Consider the following 19,385-nt stretch of genomic DNA (forward strand, 5'->3'; position numbering starts at 1 on the left):
CACCTTCGCGTTTCCCTGAGACTGTTTCCCGACTTGGTGAACAATCGAACCGGCGGACAGCCGGCCCTCAGGGCCTCCTGCGCGCCGAGCCGGGCAGCCGTGAAGAGCGCGCCGGAACGAGGCCCCCCCTGCCCCCGCAAAACTGTGGCGGCCCGGCAACAACGTCCCGTCACTTTGGGTAAGGAGCGCAGAAAACGCGCTCGGGCTGTCATTTGGCACCAAATATCAAGCCACTTGCACGAAATTGCGTTTAGTAGCGCCCGCTGTGGGGGCTGCGGGAGTTGCGGGCATGGTCTTTATCCATCTCAGGCGTCTGGTGCTGCCGGTCGCGGCGCTTCTGCTGTGCGCGGCCTGTGCCTCGCGGCCGGAAAACGTCTTCCTCGCCAGCGAGCCGGCCGCCATCTCCACCGCGAAGGTCGACATGCTGGTGGCGACGACGCGGAACGCTTCCGCCGTGCCCGGCGAGATGTTCGGCGGCGATCGCAGCAGTGCCGGCTTCGGCGAAATCGTCATCTCCATTCCGCCCGGTCACAAGCCCGGCGCCGTGGAATGGCCGAAGAAGATTCCGGCCGATCCCGCGACCTCGTTCGCCACTCTCAGTGCGGAGACGATCAGCCGCGACGAGGCCAAGGCGCGTTTCGCCAAGCGGCTCGCCCGCGGCCCCAGCCGCAACGTGCTGGTGTTCGTCCATGGCTACAACAACCGCTTTGACGATGCGGTCTTCCGCTTTGCCCAGATCGTCCATGATTCCGGCACCGATGCCATCCCGGTGCTGTTCACCTGGCCCTCGCGCGGCGAGCTGCTGGCCTATGGCTATGATCGCGACAGCGCCACCTATTCGCGCAGCGCGCTGGAGCACCTTCTGCAATATCTCGTCGACGACAAGTCGGTCGACGAGATCTCGGTGCTGGCCCATTCCATGGGCAACTGGGTCACGCTGGAGACGCTCCGGCAGATCGCCATCCGCGACGACGGGATTCCGCCCAAGATTCGCAACGTCATGCTGGCCGATGCCGATGTCGACATCGACATCTTCCGCACCCAGGTCGCGGAGATGGGCAAGAAGCGGCCGGCCTTCACCGTCTTCGTCTCGAAGGACGACAAGGCCCTGGCGGTCTCCAAGGTGCTGTGGGGCAGCAACGCCCGGCTCGGCGAGATCGATCCCGACGCACCGCAATACAGGGAATTCCTGGCGGAGAACCGCATCGATGTCGTCAACATGACCGACATCAAGACCGACGACAGGATCAATCACGGCAAGTTCGCCGAGAGCCCGGACATCATCCGGCTCATCGGCAAGCAGCTCGCCACCGGCCAGCCGCTGACCGACGCGAACCCGAAGGTCAACCCGATCAGCAGCGTCGGCTTGGCGACGGCGAGCGCGATCACCACCCTAACCGGAAGCGGCCCGGTCGGTCAGTAGCGCCGGCAGGGCCTTCTCAATCCTGGCCGCCGCTTCTCCGGCGGTCGCGATGGCCGCGTCCATGCACGGGAATTCGAGATAGTCCCCCGCCAGATGCAGACGGCCGAGATCGCGGGTCAGTGCGGGCTGCAAGGCGGCGCGGCCCGGGAACGAATAGGGCGCTCCCAGCGGCCAGCGCTGCACGATGATGTCCCGGACGATACCGCGCGCCTGTGGGTAGAGCGTCTCGAGGTCGGCCTGGAAGCGGCTGGCGATCTCCGGGTCGGAGAGCTTCATCAGCTCGGCCGCCCCGCGGGCGCCACGAAACAGCATGAGACTGCCGCCCGGCTTGCGCGCACCGACGCGCAAGGTGCTGGCCTGGTTGAAGAACACGCCGAAGGACAGGCCGGGCGTGGCGATGGCGTAATTGTTGTCCCACGGCATCGGCCCGGTCTCGGCGGTCAGAACCGCGGCGGAGAGGAAAGCGCCGTAGCGGATCTTCCCCAGCGCATCGGCGGTATCGGCCGGCAGGTTTCTGATGATCCTGCCCGAAACCGGCGCGGGCGTCGCGACGATGGCCTGCCGCGCCAGCACGCGCCGCTCCTCGCCGTTCTGCCGATAGACGATCTCGACGTGATCCGCCTTCTGCTCCACCGAGATCGCCTCGGCATTCAGCTGCAACCGGTCTCCGAGCGCGGAAGCGATGGCCTGGGGCAGGCGCGAGGAACCGCCGAACAGATTGCGGCCGAACGAATGCTTCGACCAGACCTGGCCGAAGGACGTCAGTCCGTAGCCGGCAGCCATATAGGTGGGATCGGCCGAGGTGCGCTCGGTGATGGTGCGCAGGATCAGCTCGACGTCCGGCGTCAGCGCTCCCACATAGTCCTCGAGCGTGCGCCCGTTCTCGAAGGAAAGCTGGCGGACGCGGCGGGCGGCGGGCGTCTCGCCGTCGATCTTCTTCTGCACCTCGAGCAGCCGCAGCACGCCGCCGCGCAGCTTGAGGCCCATCCTGACGAAGGACAGCCGGGACCGCAGGTCCAGGGGAAGGCGCAGGGGAAAGGTCTCGGAGCGGCCTCCCGCCACGACCTTTCCCTTGAAGGCGATCCCCATCCGGTCGCCGGGGATCGGCCTTGCCTCGAGGCCGAGTTCGTCCGCGAGCCCGCCGGCCGGAGACGAGGCCTCTCCGAAGAGATGGGCGCCGAAATTCAGCCAGTAATCGCCGCGGGGCTCCGAGCGCAGCCGCCCGCCCGGCCGATCCCCGGCTTCCAGCACGAGGATGTCGCGGTGGCGGAGCCGCCAGGCGCCGCTCAGCCCCCCGATCCCCCCGCCCACGATCACCACGTCGCGCATCATATCGCGCCTCTCGGCTTCAACCCCGCTGGCCCCCATGTCCCGCCTCACTTGTCGCCGCTCAGATCGACGCGAATGCCCCGGGCGCCCTCCCACAGCGCCCTCTTGCCGAGCGCGGGAAGGTACGGCGGAAGGCTCCGAAACAGCTCGCGGGTCCTCGGCGCAGCCTCGGCCTCCAGCTGCGCGTCGGATGCGCAAGGACCGGCGTTGATGCGAATGGCGGTCATCGGGAACACTCGGCTCGGGACGATGAATGTTCAGGCCAGCGCGAGATCGAGCGCCCGGCGGAGCGATTCGATTTCCTGCTGCGTCGTCGGGTTCTGGGGCGGACGCAGCGTATCGTTGTCGAGCTGGCCGAGCAATTTGAGGCAGGTCTTCAGCCGGGCCGTCGCCCGGCCGCCGGGAGCCTCGCGATAGATCGCCACGGCAAGCGGATAGATGCGCTCATGCACCTGCCGCGCGCGGTCCCAGTCCTTCGCCTCGGCCGCCTCCCAGAGATCGACGATCAGCTGGGGAACCGCGGCGGCCAGCGAGACCTGGCTGCCCACCGTTCCGATCATGTAGCAGGCCAGCAGATGCTCGTCGCCGGAGCCGAGCACCGCGAAGCCCGGCCGCTCGGCATGTAGCCGGCGCATATTCTCCTCATAGGCGGCGACTTCCCAGCTTCCCTCCTTGATGGCCACGATGCGCGGCTCCCGGGCGAGCCGCGAGAGCAGCGGCCCGGAATACGACATCCGGCCGGCGGAAACCGGGGCGCCATAGAGCATCAGCGGCAGGCGCGTCGCGTCGCGGATGAAGGCGTGATGCAGCAGGACGCACTCCTCGTCATGCCCCAGCGCCCAGCTGTTCGGCGGAAAGACCAGGAGGCCGTCGGCGCCCGCCGCTTCAAGGGCCGCCGCCTCGCCCGCCGCCTCGAGGCTCGATTCGCTGTTCACCCCGGAGACGATGAGCACATCGGGCGCGACCTCGCGGGCCAGCGCGACGACACGGCATTTCTCGTCGCGGGAGAGGACGAAGTTCTCGCCGGCATGGCCATTCAGCAGCAGCCCCCGCACGCCGCGAACGGCGACCACGGCGCGGATATGCGCCTTCAGTGCCTCCGCATCGATCGAATAATCGTCCCGCATCGGCACGATCGTCGCGGCGTGGATGCCGGCCAGGCGGTCGTTGAATGATCGCAGCATGAATGTCCTGTCCTCTCGGCACCGGCCGTGCCCTGGGCGATCGCGCCGCACCGGCACCCTGCCACCGGCAGGGCCCGAGGCGCGCCGGCGATGGCTTCACGGTGCCGGCGCTGCCGGGCATCCGGGGCGCCGGCGTTCGCTTTTGCACTTTACAGATCGGCAATATGTATACAAATTGTCGACCAAAGCAACAGCTCGCTTGACCGGATCGGAGCGGCCAAGCCAAGCGGCCTTCCATGAGGAGAATGCATCAATGCTGAAGAAAATCGCCCTTTCCGGGCTCATCGCGCTCACGGCCTTCGCGGCGACGCTGGCGCCGGCGGCGGCGCGCACGCTCGACGAAATCATCTCGTCGGGCGTGGTGCGCGTCGGCGTGAACCCGACTCTGCCCCCGCTGGGCAAGTTCAACGAGAAGAACGAGATCGTCGGTTTCGACGTCGATTTCGCCGGCGAGATCGCCAAGATGCTCGGCGTGAAGCTCGAGGTCGTCCAGGTCGGCTCGCCCGACCGCATCCCGTTCGTGGTGTCCGGCAAGATCGATTTCGTGATGGGGGCCATGACCCGCAACCCGGATCGGGCGAAGGTCATCGATTTCACCGTGCCGGCCCATACCGAGGTGCTCGGCATCCTGACCACCGAGGACAAGCCCTACAAGAACTGGAAGGAGATGGACAGCGCGGACGTCACCTTCGTGCAGGTGCGCGGCTCGACCCCGGTGAAGTTCATCCAGGACAAGCTGAAGAACGCCAAGCTGGTCCTGCTCGACAACTATCCCGACGCCGTTCGCGCCCTCGCCCAGGGCCGCGGCACCGCCATGATCGACGTGATGGACTTCATGCGCGAGCACATGGACAAGCACAAGGACATCAAGTGGAAGATCGTCGAGACGCCGATCGACATCTATTACTGCGCGCTCGGCGTCGGCAAGAACTCGACGGGCCTCAAGGACTGGCTCAACGTCGCGATCTTCGAGCTGCACCGTAACGGCACCACCGCCGAACTGTGGAAGAAGTGGTTTGGCGGCGACATGATCGCCCCCGTCCAGGTGACGCCGTACTTCTGAGCGTACAGACAGGTCCGATCCGGCCGGGGCCGCCTTCCCGGCCGGATCATCATCTTGGAAAGCTGAGCGACGCATGGGCTACGTGCTGCAATATGGCCAGATATGGCCTTATTTACCCCGTCTGCTCGAAGGCGCGGTGCTGTCGATCCAGATCGCCCTGCTCGCCTTCTGCGGGGGGCTGCTGATCGGCACCGCCTGCGCGGCGGCGAAGAGCTTCGGCCCGCGCTGGCTGGCATTGATCGTCGGCCTCTATGTGACGTTCCTCACCAATACGCCGCAGCTCGTCCAGATCTACTTCCTCTACTTCGCGCTGCCGGACAGCGGCATCCTCCTGTCCTCCTACAATGCGGTGCTGCTCGGCATGACGCTCAATGCCGGCGCCTATCTCACCGAGATCCAGCGCGCCGGCTTCGAGAGCTCCCGGCGCTCCGAGTTGGAGGCCGCCGAGGTGCTCGGCTTCTCGCGCCTGCAGCAGATCCGCTACGTGATCCTGCCCCATGTCGCGCGGGTGCTGTTCCCGCCATTGTCGAACCACTTCATCATCATGACGCTGGGCACCTCGATGGCCGCCGTGTTCGGCGTCGAAGAGCTCACCGGCGAAGCGCTGAACATCAATTCGCTGACCTTCCGATCCATCGAGGTCTTCACCGTCACCGCCGGCATCTACGTCGTCCTGACGCTGGTCGCCTCGACGCTGCTGGCCCTGTTCGGCCGGTTCGCCTTCCGCGCGCGTGCAAAGGTGATCTGATGTTCTCCCAGATGATCGCCGAATGGCCGGAATTCGCCACCTATTACAACCTGGTCTTCCTCGCGGAGGCTGCCGGGACGACGCTGGCGCTCTCCGCGCTCGGCGTCATCCTGGGAAGCCTGCTCGGCCTTGCGCTCGCGGTGACGCGAACGACGCGCGGCCGGTTGCTGGCCCCCTTGCGGGGGATAGCCTTCGCCTTCACCGAAATCTTCCGGCGCGTGCCGTTTCTCGTCACGCTGATGCTGGCGTTTTTCGTCTTCCAGATGTTCTTCGCGAACACGCCGCTCTTCGTGGTCGCGGCGGTGACGACCACCGTGATCGCCGCCGCCTTCCTCGCGGAGATCATCCGCGGCGGGCTGCTCTCCGTGCACCGGAACCAGTGGGAAGCCGCCGAGACCATGAACTTCTCGCGGCTGCAGGCGATCCGGCTGGTGATCCTGCCGCAGGCGTGGCGGATCATCCTGCCCCCGGCGTTCGGGTTTTTCGTCCTGTTCATCAAGGACACCGCCCTCGCCTCGCAGATCGGCGTGGTGGAGCTGACCTATGCCGGCAAGGTACTCAACAACAAGGGCTTCTCGCCGGGCCTCGCCTTCGGCGCGATCCTCGTCATCTACTTCATGATTTCGTATCCGCTCGCGCGGCTCGGCGCGGCGCTGGAGGCTCGTCTTGCATCATCTCGACATCACCGCCCTTGAAGCCCGTTACGGCACGCATACCGTGCTCTCCGGCATCGATCTCAGTGTCGGCCGCGGCGACGTCATCGGCCTCATCGGCCCGTCCGGCTCGGGCAAGAGCACGATCCTGCGCGTGTTGATGGGCCTGCTCCCGCCCGCATCGGGCAGCGTGAAGCTGGACGGCGAGACGGTCGACTACGCGAATGCCCGCGAGCTCCGTCGCCTGCGCGACCGCATTGCGATCGTGTTCCAGCAGTACAATCTGTTCCAGAACATGACCGTTCTGCAGAACGTCACGATCACGCCGATCAAGATCAAGAAGCGCCCGAAGGCGGAGGTCGAGGAGGAGGCGAAGGCCCTGCTCGCCAAGGTCGGCCTTGGCGACAAGCTCAACGCCTATCCCGATCAGCTCTCCGGCGGCCAGCAGCAGCGCGTGGCGATCGCCCGCGCGCTCGCCTTGCGCCCCGAGATCCTTCTTCTCGACGAAGTGACCGCCGCGCTCGATCCCGAACTGGTCTCGGAGGTGCTGGATTCCGTCCGCCTCCTCGCCCGCGAAGGCATGACGATGATGATCGTCTCCCATGAAATGGGCTTCATCCGCGAGGTCTCTTCCCGCGTCGTGTTCATGGCGAATGGCAGGATCGTCGAGGAGGGGCCCGCCAACGTCATCTTCGACGCGCCGACCCAGACACGCACCCGGGATTTCGTGTCGAAGATCCTGCGCCACTAGATGCGGGCCGGCGCCGCGGAGCAGGCCTCGGCGGGCGAGCCGGCGTCTTCGGGAGAACGCACGCAACGGCCCTGGCTGGCGGTTCTGCTGATGGCCGCGGCGATGCTGTGCTTCACCACGCTCGATACCATCATGCGGGCGCTCTATGCGGAACACCCGCTGCCGATGCTGGTGTTCGTGCGAAACCTGGTGCAGGTCGCCGCGCTTGCCCTGCTGGTGCCGGTCATCGGCCCGGGCTTCACCCGGACGCGCCGGGTCGGGATCCACATCCTGCGCGGCATCTGCCTGGTGCTGACGACGGTGTTCATCACCCTGGCGCTCGGCAACCTGCCGATGGCGCAAACCTACTCGATCACCTTCTCGACGCCGCTCATGGCGACGGTACTTGCCGCCGTCGCCCTGGGGGAACGGCCGTCGACGGCGCAGTGGGTCTGCATCTTCATCGGCCTGGTCGGCGTGGTGATCGTCCTCGATCCGCAGGATTTCGTGTTCGGCCCCGCCCTGCTCTATCCGCTCGCCATGGCCTTCTTCAACGCCGTGCTCTACGTCCTCACCCGCTATGCCGGCCAGCAGGAAGGGCCGTTGACGCTGGTGTTCTGGGCGAGCCTGGCGGCCTTGGCCATCTGCCTGGCCGGCCTGCCGTTCTACGCCGTGCCCATTCCGTTGACGGCCTGTGCGCTGCTCGCGGTCGGCGGCGTCGCCGGGACGGCCGCCCACCTCATGATCACCGGTGCCTGCCGGCTGGCGCCGATGGCCGTCGTCTCGCCCATCCTGTACAGCCAGATCGTCTGGGCCGGTCTGATCGGCTGGTTGGTGTTCGAGGAGGTCCCCGCCGCCCATGTGATGATGGGCAGCGCGCTGATCATCGCCTGCGGGATCGTCACCCTGCGGTCGCGGACGACCTGACGCCGCTAGCGGACCGTGGCGACCGCGAAGTCGCCGATGCTGCGAATGTGAGCCTGCACGGCCTTGCGCGCCGCCTTGGGATCTTCCGCCTCGAGCGCCTCGAGGATCGCGAGATGCTCGACCGAATCCGGCTCGACACGGTCCGCGAGCCGGGCGATCTCGAACAGCCGGGTGGTGACCCGCAGGCCGCGAATGGCCTTCATCAGCACTTCATTGCCGCAATGCCGGGCGAAGAGTTCGTGCAGGTTGTCGTCGGAGCGCCAGTGCGCGTCGGTGTGATAGGCCGTCGCGCCGCGCAGGCTGTTGATCTCGGCGCGAACGATGACCAGTTCCTTCAGGGGAATGTGCCCGGCGGCCATCGCCGCCGCCTCGGGTTCGAGAATCTCGCGGACACGCAGGCTTTGCAGGTATTCGCCAAGGTCGACATGGCGCACCTTGAAGAAGCGCCCGTTGCCCTTGATGATCAGCCCCTCCCCCTCCAGGCGCTGGAGGGCCTCCCGCAGCGGCGTGCGGGAGATGTTCAGCTGGTCCGCCAGGCGTGACTCGACGATCGTCTCCCCGCCTCGAATGCGCCGGTCCCGGATCAGCTCCGTGACCGACTTGTAGGCAAGATTCGACAGGTTTTCGCTGCGTGCCCCGGCTTCAGCATCCATGGCGGCATGTTCCGTCATCAGTCCGATCTCTTGCTTGAGGCGGCGAAGCGCGAACGGTCCCGCGCGAGATAGGTGCCGAAACCCTTTCTACCAACCAGCTTTCCTTCTTCCATCACTTTTTGTCCACGCACGAGGGTCGTGGTCGGCCAGCCCACGATCTCCAGCCCTTCATAGGGCGTGTAGTCCGCGCCGTCCTGCAGCATGTCGTGATGCAGCGTCAGGCGCCGCTCGGGGTCCCAGATGGCGATATCGGCATCCGACCCGACCGCGATGGTGCCCTTGCGCGGGTAGAGGCCGTAGGTCTTCGCCGGGTTGGCCGCGGTGACGGCGACGAATTGCTCGAGGCTCATCCGCCCCTTGGCGACACCTTCGGAGAACAGGATCGGCAGCCGCGCGCCGATGCCGGGAATGCCGTTGGGCACCCAGCGGAAGCTCGACCGCGCCTTCGGGTTCAGCTTTCCCTGCTCGTCCGCGTAGCGATACGGGCAATGGTCCGACGAGAAGACCGAGAACACCCCGGTCCGCAATCCCTCCCAGCAGGCCTCCTGGCTCGCCTTGTCGCGCGGGGGCGGCGAACAGACATATTTCGCCCCCTCCATGCCCAGGCCGTCCAGATCGTCCTCCGTCAGCACGAGATATTGCGTGCAGGTCTCGCCCAGCACGCGCAGGCCGCGCTGCTGCGCCCAGCGGATCTGCTCCATCGCCTCGCGGTTCGAGACGTGGACGATCATGACCGGCACGTCGACGAGCTCCGCAAGCGAGATCGCCCGGTGGGTCGCCTCGCGCTCCACCACCGTCGGCCGCGAGGTCGCGTGGTAGCGCGGCGCCGTGTGGCCGGCCCGCTCGAGCTGCTCGGTCATGTAGCGGATCGCGTCGTAATTCTCGGCGTGGACCATCACCAGGGCGCCGGTCTCGCGCGCCACCGACATCACGTCGAGGATCTGGCGATCGTTCAGCTTGAGATCGTCATAGGTCATGAACACCTTGAAGGAGGTGTATCCGTCCTCGACCAGCGCCGGCAGGTCCTGGCCGAGCAGCTGCTCGGTCGGTTCGTTGATGATCAGGTGGAAGCTGACATCCACATAGCATTCGCCCTCGGCCTTCGCGTGATAGGCGCGAAGGGTCTCCCGCATGGGAACCGAGCGTTCCTGAAGGCAGAAGGGCATGATCGTCGTGGTGCCGCCCAGCGCCGCCGAGCGGGTGCCGGTTTCGAAATCGTCGGCCATGACGATGCCGTCGCCGGACGGCTGGGCGATGTGCACATGCGAATCGATCCCTCCCGGCAAAACCAGCTTGCCGGACGCGTCGAGGATTTCCTTGCCGGAAAGCCCATGCCCCAGCGCGGCGATCCTGCCGCCGAGGATGCCGACGTCGCAGCGGACCTGGTCCCCCGCCGTCACCACCAGTCCGCCTGCAATCACGGTATCGAATTCGACCATCAATCCTACCCCTGTCAATGCCGTCATTGTATACAGGGAGAATGCAATTGGGAAGCAGCGTCTGCCTGTCGCGACGACGGGAAGGCAAGCCGGATGGCGCGCGCAGGCCGGCCCGGCCCTCGGGCGATCAAGGGTTCGGGCGCGGTTTCCCCTCGGCCCGCAGAACGCGGCGATGGCGGCTCATTTCCTGAAGGCGAGGGAGAAGCGGACGGCGGTTCCCTGCTCCACCCCCAGGGCGGAAAGCGTGTCGTCGTACCAGAGCGGCGTCGCGACCATCACCATCGCCGTGAGGTGATCGTTGATGGTCCCCTGCACGCCCAGGCCGACCGAGCCGAGATCGGCGAAATCATAGGGAATCGCCGAACGGTTCCAGACGGCGCCGTAGTCGATCGTTCCGAACAGGCTGAAATCGCTCAGCCAGGAGAGCTTGGCGTCGATGCTCTGCGACAGCTTGAGCCCGACCGAGGCTCCGCTGTTGCCGACGATCGCCGCCGGGTCGTAGGCAGGGCCGAACCCCTCGCCGCCATAGGCCGTCAACAGCGCGTCCGGCAGCGGCGTGAAGCCATATTGCCCGGCGATGTTGAGCTGCGCCGTCAGGGTCTTGGTCGGGCTGTAGGTCGCGACCCCGGTCAGCGTCGCCGCCGAAAAATCGGTGTCCTCCAGGTTCGATTCGAGCCCGGCGATCCCGAGCAGCAGTTGCGGCTTGAGGATGAAGGTCACGCCGGAGACGGTGTCGTCATATTGCGCGGCCAGGGACACCCACCGCGCCCGCGTGTCGCTCACCGGTTCGCCGCGCAGATTGACGTCGGTATTGTTCACGTTGACGGCGGCGGAGAGGATGACGTTCCTCTCCATCGCCCGGAGCAGCGCATAGGTGACACCGGCGCTGGCGGTGAAGATATCGGAATGTATGCCGTCGAGACCCGGCGACCCGCCGGGATTGGCCCAGGAGTTGCCGACGGAATAGGTGAGGCCGAAGCCCGACGGCCCGAGCGGAAAGCTCTGCGACAGGCTGCCGAGAACGACGTCGTTCGGATCCACCGGATTGGTCACCGCGAGCAGATCGGTCTTCTCGAACAGGCCGAACGCGTCGTTCAGCTGGCCGCCCATGGCGCCCTGCAGGCGCCCCGTGCTCGGGCTGCCATAATTGTTGAGCGCCGCATTGACCGAACCGCGGCTGGTGGTGATGTCGAGCTGCAGCCTCGCCGCGCCGGGATCGTCCTCGATGCGGTCGAAAATGGCATAGATCGAGATGCCGGCGAGGTCCTCGGCGAGCAGCAATTGCCGGTAGACCTGGGAGATCCGCAGCGGCCGCATGGCGGTGATCCGCTCGAGATAGGGATCGAGACGCTGGCGCAGATGCTCCGATGCGCCGTTGACGACCAGCTCGCGAATGTAAAGCTCGTAGACGATGATGCGGAGATGGCCGCTGGCGAAGTCCTGGCGCGGGGCGATGACCACGACGCCGTAATCGTCCTTGCGATAGGCCTTCTCGATGTCTTCGAGGATGATCTTCACCTGCTCCAGCGAGATGTCGCGGCCGAGGAAACGCTGCCACGTCGCGGCGATATTGGAAGGACGCAGGGCCTCGACGCCTTCCAGCGTGACCGAAGCGAGGCGGAAGCGGGTCTTCGCCAGTTGATCGGTCGGCAGCCCGGCGACGGGAGCGCTGATGCGCCCGCCCAGCGAAGGCGGCCGCGTCAGCGGCGGCTCGAACTGCCGCATGATCGCCGATTGGTCCGTGGTGATGCGGGCCACCGCCGGCGACGAGCTTTGCGCGCGCGCCGGGGCCGCGAGGGCGAACAGGACCAGTGCGAGCCCCACCATGGCGAGCAGGGCCGCGGCGAACCTGCGCGGCACGCCCGCGCGCCGGGCGAAGGCGCGCAGCACGCTGTCGGACGGGAAAGGCTTGTCCAGCATGGAACGTCCACGGAGACTTGGCGGAAGCGACGCTGCCACGGAAGCCCGAAGGCGGAACAGGCGGCAGCGAAGACGGCAGATGACGATGAGAGTGCGGTGAGGCGCGCTTAAAGTTCCATCATCATCAAAATTCCATGCCGGCGACATTGAGGAAACTTTATACAATAATCCTTCAAATAGCTGCGCTTCGTCAATGAGGCACGATGCGCGCGATCCGTGGAAATCGTGGGAAATACTCGCGAATGGCAGAAGAACCGACCATCGCGCCACGGATGCATCTTCATTGCCAAGCCTGCCGAATGTCGAGGACCCCTTCGGATCCGCGCCGGGCCGGGGCGTTGCGCGCCGCACCGCGTCATGACCGGCGCGCGGCCAAGACTTGATATGAAGATCCTTCATGATCAAATTTTCACAGAAGCAATGGACGCGATATCCGGTGCCTCTCTACTTCGACATGCCGCTTTCATGCCCGCTGGACATGAGGGATGCTGACCGTCTCCCGCCCCCGCCGCCCGCCGCCCTGCACCTCCGGCCCAGTTCATCCTCAGGCCACCTCATGCCCCGTCCCTGGAATCCGCTTGCATCGGCTCGGCGATGGCTGCTGATCGCCGGCATCGTATCCGCCGCCGCCTGTCCGGCGCAGGCCGCAAGCTTCGAGGAGGGCGCCTGCCCGCGCACCAGCGTGCCGGTTCCCGCCTTGCAGGAGGCACGCTGCGGCTATCTCACCGTGCCGGAAACGCGCGCCCGGCCCGGCAGCCGCATGATCCGCCTGCCCGTCGCCCTCCTTCCGGCCCGGGACAAGAAGGCGGACGATCCGATCGTCTATCTGGAAGGCGGCCCCGGCGGCCCGGTGATGCCGTCGGCCACGGTCATGGTGGAGGCGGGGTTCAACCGGTTCCGCGATGTGATCCTCATGGGGCAGCGGGGGTCGCTCTACGCGCAGCCCTCTCTCATCTGTCCCGAGGTCGACGCGACGGGCGGCCCGCTCGTGGGCATGCGGCGCAATGGCGAGCAGGCCCGGGAGCTGTATGTGGGCGCCAACCGCGCCTGCCGGGAGCGGCTGGCACGCGAGGGGGTCGATCTTTCCGCCTACAACTCCACCGAGAGCGCCGCCGACCTCGCCGATCTGCGCAAGGCGCTGCACATTCCCCTCTGGAACGTGCTCGGCGTTTCCTACGGCACCGACCTCGCCCTGACCTATATGCGGCAGCACCCCGAGGGTATCCGAAGCGTCATCCTCGATTCCGTGCTGCCCCCTGCGCTGGCGAGCGTCGCCCTCAACTGGACGTCGCAACGCCAGGGCCTCGACGCGATCTTCGCCGCCTGCGCCGCCGATGCGGCCTGCCGGCAGCGCTACCCGGATCCGCTCGGTACCCTCGAAGCCCTCGTGCGCGCCTATGAGGCGAAACCGCTGAAGACGCGGCTCGTGCCGGCGCTGTATCCCCTCGCGCCGCCGGAGCCGGACGCACCCGCCGTCGACGTGGTGATCGACGGCGCCTCGATCGCCTATTGGGCGGGAGCGGCGAGCGAGCTTTACGGCAACCGCCTCCCGGAACTGCTGTACGAGATGGCGGCGGGCCGCATGGAAGGTGTCGCGTCCATCATTGCCGCCATCGGCTTCGCCCATTCGGCCGAGCCCTTGAGCTATGGATTGCAGAACGGCGTGATGTGCAGCGAATGGATCGCCTACGAAGCCGCGGACAGCGTCCTGCAGGCCGGGCTCCGGGCTTTCCCCGCCTATCCGGCCTCCGTCCGGTCGCAGGCGCCGCAATTCCCGTTCGCGGCCGAGGTCTGCAAGGTCTGGAACGTCGCCCGGGCGCCGGAGGCGCAGCGCGACCCGACGGCCAGCGCCATTCCCACCCTGGTCATCGCCGGCAGCTATGATGCCATGACCTCCGCGCAGAACGCGCGGTTCGTCGCGCGGTCGCTCCCCCGTGCGACGCTGATCGTGCTTCCCGGCATCGGCCATTACGTGCTGCCGAAATCGGACTGCGCGAGGTCGGTGATGTACTCACTGCTCACCGCACCGGACAGCAGGCCCGACGTCTCCTGCGTCGACGCCCTGAACGTTCCGCCCTTCGTGATCGCACCGGAATAGCGCGCTCCCCTGCGCGCGCAGGCAGCCCGCGCCGGCCTCAGCGCGAAGGATCCGCCGGCCTGCCGGCCATGGAGGCGATCAGCCGCGCCCCATCCATGGCGCGGGCGAGACGATCGAGCGTCCGCCACTCCAGCGCGCCGCTTTCCTCCCCCAGATAGACTGACCAGGCGTGGGCCGGCGCCGGCTCGCCGCTCATATCCGCTTCGATGCGCCGGGCGAGCCGCGCCAGCTCCTCCGGCGCGATGGCAAGGTCACGGGAGGGCTCGTCGAGGCAGTCGCTGCACATGACGCCTCACCCTTCGAAAGCGAGGAGGTCGAGCCCCCGGTCGCGATCGAGCAGGGCGACGACGCCACGCGGGTCGACATCGACGTCGTTGCTCTGCGGCGCCGCATGGCCCGGCGCGGGGGATGGAATGAAGTGCGCGATCTCCCGCGGCGTCCCGGGATCGGCAAGGTCGATCACCCTGAGCCCGCCGGCGAACCAGCTGGCGAAGACCAGGCTGCCGACCTGCCGCTCCTGGAACTGGTGCGCGCCGAAGCGCCCGCCAGCCTGCGCATAGGGCGAGGCGTTCTCCGCGATGTGGAAGGTGGAGATCGGCTTCAGCGCCGCCGGATCGGCCGCGTCCATCACCCACAGGAAGGCGTGCGGCTGGCCGGGCGTGTGCTCGTGTTCCTCATCGACGACCAACGCGATGTCGCGGCCGGCGATCGGCTCGGCGAGACGGAACAGCGTGTGCGTCGGCTCGGGGAAGGGCGGATGGTAGTTGTAGCTACCGAGCGTGCGCGGGTTCGAGATGTCGGAGATGTCGATCGTGTAGGCGCCGGCATACCAGCAGGAAGCCCAGAGAATGTCGCCCACTCGCAGCGCATGATGCAGCCGGTGCCGCTGGCCGGGCCAGGACGGCACCTCGCCCGCCGCGACATGCTGGCCGGGCAGGTGCCAGCGGGAGACCTCGCGCGGGCGGGTGGGGTCGGCAAGATCGTAGATGACGAGGATATTGCCGACATAGCCCTCCATCTCGGTGGAGATGTAGGCGTAGCGCTCGTCCATGTCGAAGCGGTGCACGCCGATGCCGCCGGTCTTCACATAGGCGAGCGCGCGGGGATGGGCGGGATCGGCGATATCCCACACCCGGAAGCCGCCGGCGTCATAGCCGCGCGCGAGGCCGGCGCGCAGATCGGCGAGATCGCCGCTCGCCACCCCGAGCGCCGCGGCAACCTCGGCATCGGAAGGCGGGCGGCCGAGGCGCGCCACGAGTTCGGCGGTGGCGGCGTCGAGCCGTTCGCCCTTGCGATAGAAATGCCGGCGATGACGCTCGACATTGGTGATCATCAGGTCGCCGGCCACCTTCACCTTGTGGGTGTGCGAGAAAGGATCCGGCGGGGCGAGGCGCGCCACGACCCGCGGCCGGGCGGGGTCGGCGATGTCGAGGATGGTAGTGCCGTCGGGCGGCGACATGTGGCCTATGAAGGCGAAGCCGTCCTTGATCGTCACCTCGCCGCCGCCCGGCAAGTCGAGCCGGGCGAGCGGACGGAGATTGGCGCTGGCGGAGGCGGCCGGCCTCGTATGGACGGTCATTCTCGAAGCCTCACGCGGCGGCGGTGCGGGCGGCGGCCCGGTTGCGCCGCCACTGCACGATGGAGGGAATGGCGAGCGAGAACGCCAGCAGCGCCCACAATATGTTGCCGACCGGCGAGGAGAAGAACACCCACGGGTCGTTGCCGCTGATGCGCAGCGCCCGCATCACGTTCGCCTCCAGCATCGGCCCGAGGATCACGCCGATCAGCAGCGCCACCACGTTGAAGCCGGTCTTGCGGCAGACATAGCCGATGGCGCCGAACAGCAGCGTCAGCCACAGGTCGAACATGTAGGCGCGCGGCGCGAAGGCCCCGACCAGCGTGAAGGCGATGATGATCGGCGCCAGCACCGGGGTGGGGATCATCACCAGCTTCGACACCCAGCGGGTGAGCGGCAGGGTGGTGAACAGCATCACCGCATAGGCGACCAGCATCGTGATGAACACGCCATAGCCGAGGCCGGGATTCTGGATGAACAGCCGCGGACCGAGTTGCACGCCGTGATAGGTCATCACGATCAGCATCACCGCCGCCGTGGTGCCGCCGGGCACGCCGATGACCAGGAGCGGGATGAGGTCGCCGGAGGCGCAGCCGTTATTGGCCGATTCCGGTGCGATCACGCCCTCGGGCACCCCGGTGCCGTATTTTTCCGGCGTCTTGGAATAGAGCCGCGACTGCTGGTAGGCGACGAACGCCGCGATGGAGGCGCCGGCGCCCGGCACGATGCCGATGATCAGCCCGATGATGCCGGTCCAGATCATGTGCCAGGTGCGCTGGAACGACATGACCACGCCGTCCCAGGTCTCCTTCCAGCCCGACTGCTTCATCATCTGCATGCCGGTCTCGCTGAGCACGGAGCTCTGCTCCATCATGATCAGCGCCTCGGAGATAGCGAAGACGCCGATCAGCACCGCGATCAGCGGCACGCCGTCATAGAGCTCGATGAAGCCGAAGGTGCCGCGCGGCGTCGAATAGATGTGGTCGGCACCGATGGCGCCGATCAGCAGGCCGAGAAAGCCGGCGATCAGCCCCTTCAGCATGTTGTCAGAGGCGACCGAGGCGATCAGCGTGATGCCGAACAAAAGGATCACCACCATCTCGACGCTGTGCATGTAGAAGGCGAGGCGGGCAATATAGGGCAGCAGGAAGATCGACATCAGCGCGGTGACCATGCCGCCCACCGTCGAGGCGACGAAGGACAGCACCAGCGCCTGCTGGCCGAGCCCCTTCTTCGCCATCGGATAGCCGTCGAGGCAGGTCGCCGCCGAGCCGCCATTGCCGGGAATGTTGAGCAGGATCGAGGTGATGCCGCCGCCCATATGCGAGGCGACGAACAGCGACACCATGAAGATCATCGCCACGTCGACATCCACCGCCAGCGTGAAGGGCAGCAGCATGATGATGGTGTTGGCCGAGCCGAAGCCCGGCATGGCGCCGATGATGATGCCGATGGTTGTGGCGATGACGATCAGCCACAAATAGCTGAAATTCAGCAGGAACTGGTCGGAGAGCAGGCTCAGGCTGAGATTCATGACGGGCCCCCGTGGCGGCTCACAGGCCGGTCAGCGCCGAGACGAGGCGCTCGAAGGGCCCGGTCGGGAAGGCGGTGCGCAGGATGAGGATGAACAGGACATAGCCGCCGAGCGCCAGCGCGCCGGCGGTGATCGCCGCATGCTTCACGCTCATGCGCTGCAGCCACAGGAAGGCGAAGAACAGGAACAGGAAGGTGGAGAGGGTGAAGCCCGCCCAGGGGATGACCGCCACCGAGGCCACGGTGAGGCCGAACAGCGCCCCGCGTATGATGGCGAGCTGTCGGGTCTCCCACAGGCTGCGCCACTCCACGTAATGGGTGCCGCGCAGCAGCCCGACGGCGGTGCGCAGGGCGAAGATGCCGATCAGGAGGAACAGCACCACGGCGCAGAACACGCCGGACACCTTGGCCTCCCAGTCGAGATCCTTGATGGAGTAGAGGTAGTAGGTGGCGAAGGCGGCGCCGAGAGCCGGGATGATCCAGTCGGCACCGGTCGCGACCTTGCCGTTACGCTCGTCGTTCATGGCAATGTCCTGCGCAGGAGGCGGATGACACACATGCCGCCCGGACCCGCCGGGCAGGATGCGGCCCTCGCACGCGGCCGCAGGCGCCGCCTCGCGGCACCGGGGAATGCCGTACCGGCTCAGCCCTTGGAGGCGGTCAGCAGCGAGCGGAAGCGCTCGGCGAGTTCGACGAACTCCTTCGCCGATTCCTGGCAGGCAGCGGCGTCGCCATACTGGATGAACTCCCAGGGCGTGCCGGCCTTTTCGGCCACCGTCTTGTAGTCGGGATCGGCGAAGACCTGCTTGAAGGTATCAGAGAGCTTCTTCACCCGGTCGGGATAGGCTTCCACGGCCTTGGCGTGGATGGCGATGGCGCGCTGGCCGGACATTTGCGGGATCTTGGTCCCCAGCGCCTGGTTGATCGGCGGCGCATTATTGGTCAGTTCCGGCGCGCGATTGGTCTCGTTGAACACGGCAAGGAAGCGCGCCTGGTCGCCGAGGCCGAGCGACGACGACAGGAAGGTGGCGCAGCCATCCACCTCGCCGGTGATCGCCGCCGAGCGGGCCGGGCCGCCGCCGCCATAGGGGATCATCCGCACCTTCATGCCGGTCGCCTCGGCAAGCGCCAGCGCGCCGATGGTGGACGGATGCGGCAGGCGGCTGGTGGAAAGGGTGATCTCGCGCTTCTTGCCCTCCTCGACCATGTCGCCGATGGTCTTGAAGGGGCTGTTGCCCGGCACCCAGATGACACTGTCGTCGACATCCATGCTGCCGATATAGACGAAATCTTCCGGGTATTTGTATTTGACCTTCTGGGTCGCATACATGATCATTTCCGGCCCGATATTGCCGAAAAGAAGATTATAGGCGTCCGGCTCGCGTTTCGCGACGAACACCTCGTAGCCGACCTGCCCGGACGCGCCGGGGAAGTAGGAATACTCGAAATTGGCGCCGAGATATTTCGACCAGATGCGATTGAAGGCGCGCGCCGCCTGATCGACGCCTCCCCCCTCGCCGGTCGGGATCAGCACCTGCATGGTCTTGCTGGGGAATTCGCCGGCGGCCTGCGCCTTCGGCGCGAGCAGCGACGGCACGGCGGCGCCGAGCATACCGGCTCCCGCGAGCAGGACGTGGCGGCGATCGAGCATGATGGACATTGGCTTCCTCCCGAGAGGCGTTGGCGCGCCATGAAGTGCCGGGCCGATTTGCAGCCCGTCGGCCGGACGAATCCACACCGATTTTTATTTGGTTATAAATTGGTTTAAAGCTGAGTCAAGATTATTTGCCTCAAAATGCGCCGCCAGCGATCAAATCCCGTTAGGATCAATCACTTTTGCGAAAGGCGCATTTTGCCCGGAAGCGAAATGCCTCGGCTGTAATCCTGGATCGCAGGAAACCAAATCGCGATTGGTTCAACAACCTACCGCCGAAGATCCGCAGGATCGGCAGGCTGAGCCGACGTCTCCGCCGCCGCAGCCGACCGACGCTCACCTATTGGGCGACGCCTGCCTGAAAATTGGAAGGTGCCCGTCCAACAATCGGTGCGTCCAGAGACAAGTCTGCCGAACCCCGCCTGCGTAAGACTTTCCTCCTCGGTCCCCGTCAC

18 protein-coding genes are annotated in these 19,385 nt (G+C 66.5%); 7 read left to right on the top strand and 11 right to left on the bottom strand.

All coding sequences use genetic code 11. The annotated features are described in order from the left end of the window. Nucleotides 1-289 precede the first annotated feature (289 nt). A complete protein-coding gene (locus tag KHC19_RS13370; protein WP_213352870.1) occupies nucleotides 290-1,423 on the top strand; it encodes an alpha/beta hydrolase in 1,134 nt (377 codons plus the stop codon). Here KHC19_RS13370 and KHC19_RS13375 read toward each other — a convergent pair. The 3 genes from KHC19_RS13375 to KHC19_RS13385 are packed head-to-tail and all read right to left on the bottom strand — an operon-like array spanning nucleotide 1,394 to nucleotide 3,936. Beyond that, the gene (locus tag KHC19_RS13375; RefSeq protein ID WP_246548853.1) at nucleotides 1,394-2,755 is read right to left on the bottom strand and encodes an NAD(P)/FAD-dependent oxidoreductase; all 1,362 of its coding nucleotides are present in this window, start codon (nucleotides 2,753-2,755) and stop codon (nucleotides 1,394-1,396) included. The genes KHC19_RS13370 and KHC19_RS13375 overlap by 30 nt on opposite strands. 44 nt (nucleotides 2,756-2,799) lie before the next feature. Then, nucleotides 2,800-2,979, bottom strand: a complete 180-nt coding sequence (locus KHC19_RS13380) for a hypothetical protein (RefSeq protein WP_213352872.1) — start codon at nucleotides 2,977-2,979, stop codon at nucleotides 2,800-2,802. A gap of 30 nt (nucleotides 2,980-3,009) precedes the next feature. Then, complete coding sequence (locus KHC19_RS13385; protein ID WP_213352873.1) at nucleotides 3,010-3,936, bottom strand: dihydrodipicolinate synthase family protein; 927 nt, start codon at nucleotides 3,934-3,936, stop codon at nucleotides 3,010-3,012. 253 nt (nucleotides 3,937-4,189) lie between these two features. Between KHC19_RS13385 and KHC19_RS13390 the strand changes: the two genes are divergently transcribed. The 5 genes from KHC19_RS13390 (at nucleotide 4,190) to KHC19_RS13410 (ending at nucleotide 8,057) form a co-directional block, all read left to right on the top strand. Continuing rightward, nucleotides 4,190-4,999 (top strand): transporter substrate-binding domain-containing protein, encoded by an 810-nt coding sequence (locus tag KHC19_RS13390; RefSeq protein WP_213352874.1) that lies wholly within the window; start codon nucleotides 4,190-4,192, stop codon nucleotides 4,997-4,999. Between the two features lie 73 nt (nucleotides 5,000-5,072). Beyond that, nucleotides 5,073-5,747, top strand: coding sequence for an amino acid ABC transporter permease (locus KHC19_RS13395; RefSeq protein WP_213352875.1), 675 nt, complete (start codon nucleotides 5,073-5,075; stop codon nucleotides 5,745-5,747). Further along, nucleotides 5,747-6,442 (top strand): amino acid ABC transporter permease, encoded by a 696-nt coding sequence (locus tag KHC19_RS13400; protein ID WP_213352876.1) that lies wholly within the window; start codon nucleotides 5,747-5,749, stop codon nucleotides 6,440-6,442. The genes KHC19_RS13395 and KHC19_RS13400 overlap by 1 nt, the downstream gene beginning before the upstream one ends. Then, nucleotides 6,414-7,151 carry an amino acid ABC transporter ATP-binding protein gene (locus tag KHC19_RS13405; RefSeq protein ID WP_213352877.1) on the top strand — a complete coding sequence of 246 codons (738 nt, stop codon included), beginning with the start codon at nucleotides 6,414-6,416 and terminating at the stop codon, nucleotides 7,149-7,151. The genes KHC19_RS13400 and KHC19_RS13405 overlap by 29 nt, the downstream gene beginning before the upstream one ends. Beyond that, nucleotides 7,152-8,057, top strand: a complete 906-nt coding sequence (locus KHC19_RS13410; RefSeq protein WP_281418569.1) for a DMT family transporter — start codon at nucleotides 7,152-7,154, stop codon at nucleotides 8,055-8,057. A gap of 5 nt (nucleotides 8,058-8,062) precedes the next feature. Here KHC19_RS13410 and KHC19_RS13415 read toward each other — a convergent pair whose 3' ends face one another. The 3 genes from KHC19_RS13415 to KHC19_RS13425 form a co-directional block, all read right to left on the bottom strand. Beyond that, on the bottom strand, nucleotides 8,063-8,728 hold the full coding sequence (locus KHC19_RS13415) for a GntR family transcriptional regulator (RefSeq protein WP_213352879.1): 666 nt from the start codon (nucleotides 8,726-8,728) through the stop codon (nucleotides 8,063-8,065). After that, nucleotides 8,728-10,149 carry a dihydropyrimidinase gene (gene hydA / locus KHC19_RS13420; RefSeq protein ID WP_213352880.1) on the bottom strand — a complete coding sequence of 474 codons (1,422 nt, stop codon included), beginning with the start codon at nucleotides 10,147-10,149 and terminating at the stop codon, nucleotides 8,728-8,730. The genes KHC19_RS13415 and hydA overlap by 1 nt, the downstream gene beginning before the upstream one ends. Nucleotides 10,150-10,329: 180 nt before the next feature. After that, complete coding sequence (locus tag KHC19_RS13425) at nucleotides 10,330-12,069, bottom strand: ShlB/FhaC/HecB family hemolysin secretion/activation protein (protein ID WP_213352881.1); 1,740 nt, start codon at nucleotides 12,067-12,069, stop codon at nucleotides 10,330-10,332. Nucleotides 12,070-12,625: 556 nt separating this feature from the next. On the opposite strand from KHC19_RS13425, the gene KHC19_RS13430 reads away from it, so the two are divergent. Beyond that, entirely contained in the window at nucleotides 12,626-14,167 is a 1,542-nt protein-coding gene (locus KHC19_RS13430; protein ID WP_213352882.1) for an alpha/beta fold hydrolase, read from the top strand. Nucleotides 14,168-14,204: 37 nt separating this feature from the next. On the opposite strand, the gene KHC19_RS13435 is transcribed toward KHC19_RS13430, so the two are convergent. The 5 genes from KHC19_RS13435 to KHC19_RS13455 form a co-directional block, all read right to left on the bottom strand. Next, nucleotides 14,205-14,453 carry a hypothetical protein gene (locus KHC19_RS13435; RefSeq protein ID WP_213352883.1) on the bottom strand — a complete coding sequence of 83 codons (249 nt, stop codon included), beginning with the start codon at nucleotides 14,451-14,453 and terminating at the stop codon, nucleotides 14,205-14,207. Between the two features lie 6 nt (nucleotides 14,454-14,459). Next, nucleotides 14,460-15,746, bottom strand: coding sequence for an RNA polymerase subunit sigma-70 (locus KHC19_RS13440; protein ID WP_213352884.1), 1,287 nt, complete (start codon nucleotides 15,744-15,746; stop codon nucleotides 14,460-14,462). 10 nt (nucleotides 15,747-15,756) lie between these two features. Next, entirely contained in the window at nucleotides 15,757-17,277 is a 1,521-nt protein-coding gene (locus KHC19_RS13445; RefSeq protein WP_213352885.1) for a tripartite tricarboxylate transporter permease, read from the bottom strand. Nucleotides 17,278-17,296: 19 nt separating this feature from the next. Beyond that, nucleotides 17,297-17,800, bottom strand: coding sequence for a hypothetical protein (locus KHC19_RS13450; RefSeq protein ID WP_213352886.1), 504 nt, complete (start codon nucleotides 17,798-17,800; stop codon nucleotides 17,297-17,299). Between the two features lie 119 nt (nucleotides 17,801-17,919). Beyond that, nucleotides 17,920-18,936 carry a Bug family tripartite tricarboxylate transporter substrate binding protein gene (locus tag KHC19_RS13455; protein WP_213352887.1) on the bottom strand — a complete coding sequence of 339 codons (1,017 nt, stop codon included), beginning with the start codon at nucleotides 18,934-18,936 and terminating at the stop codon, nucleotides 17,920-17,922. Nucleotides 18,937-19,385 lie beyond the last annotated feature (449 nt).

It is taken from the genome of Ancylobacter oerskovii (assembly GCF_018390555.1).
Lineage (GTDB): Bacteria > Pseudomonadota > Alphaproteobacteria > Rhizobiales > Xanthobacteraceae > Ancylobacter > Ancylobacter oerskovii.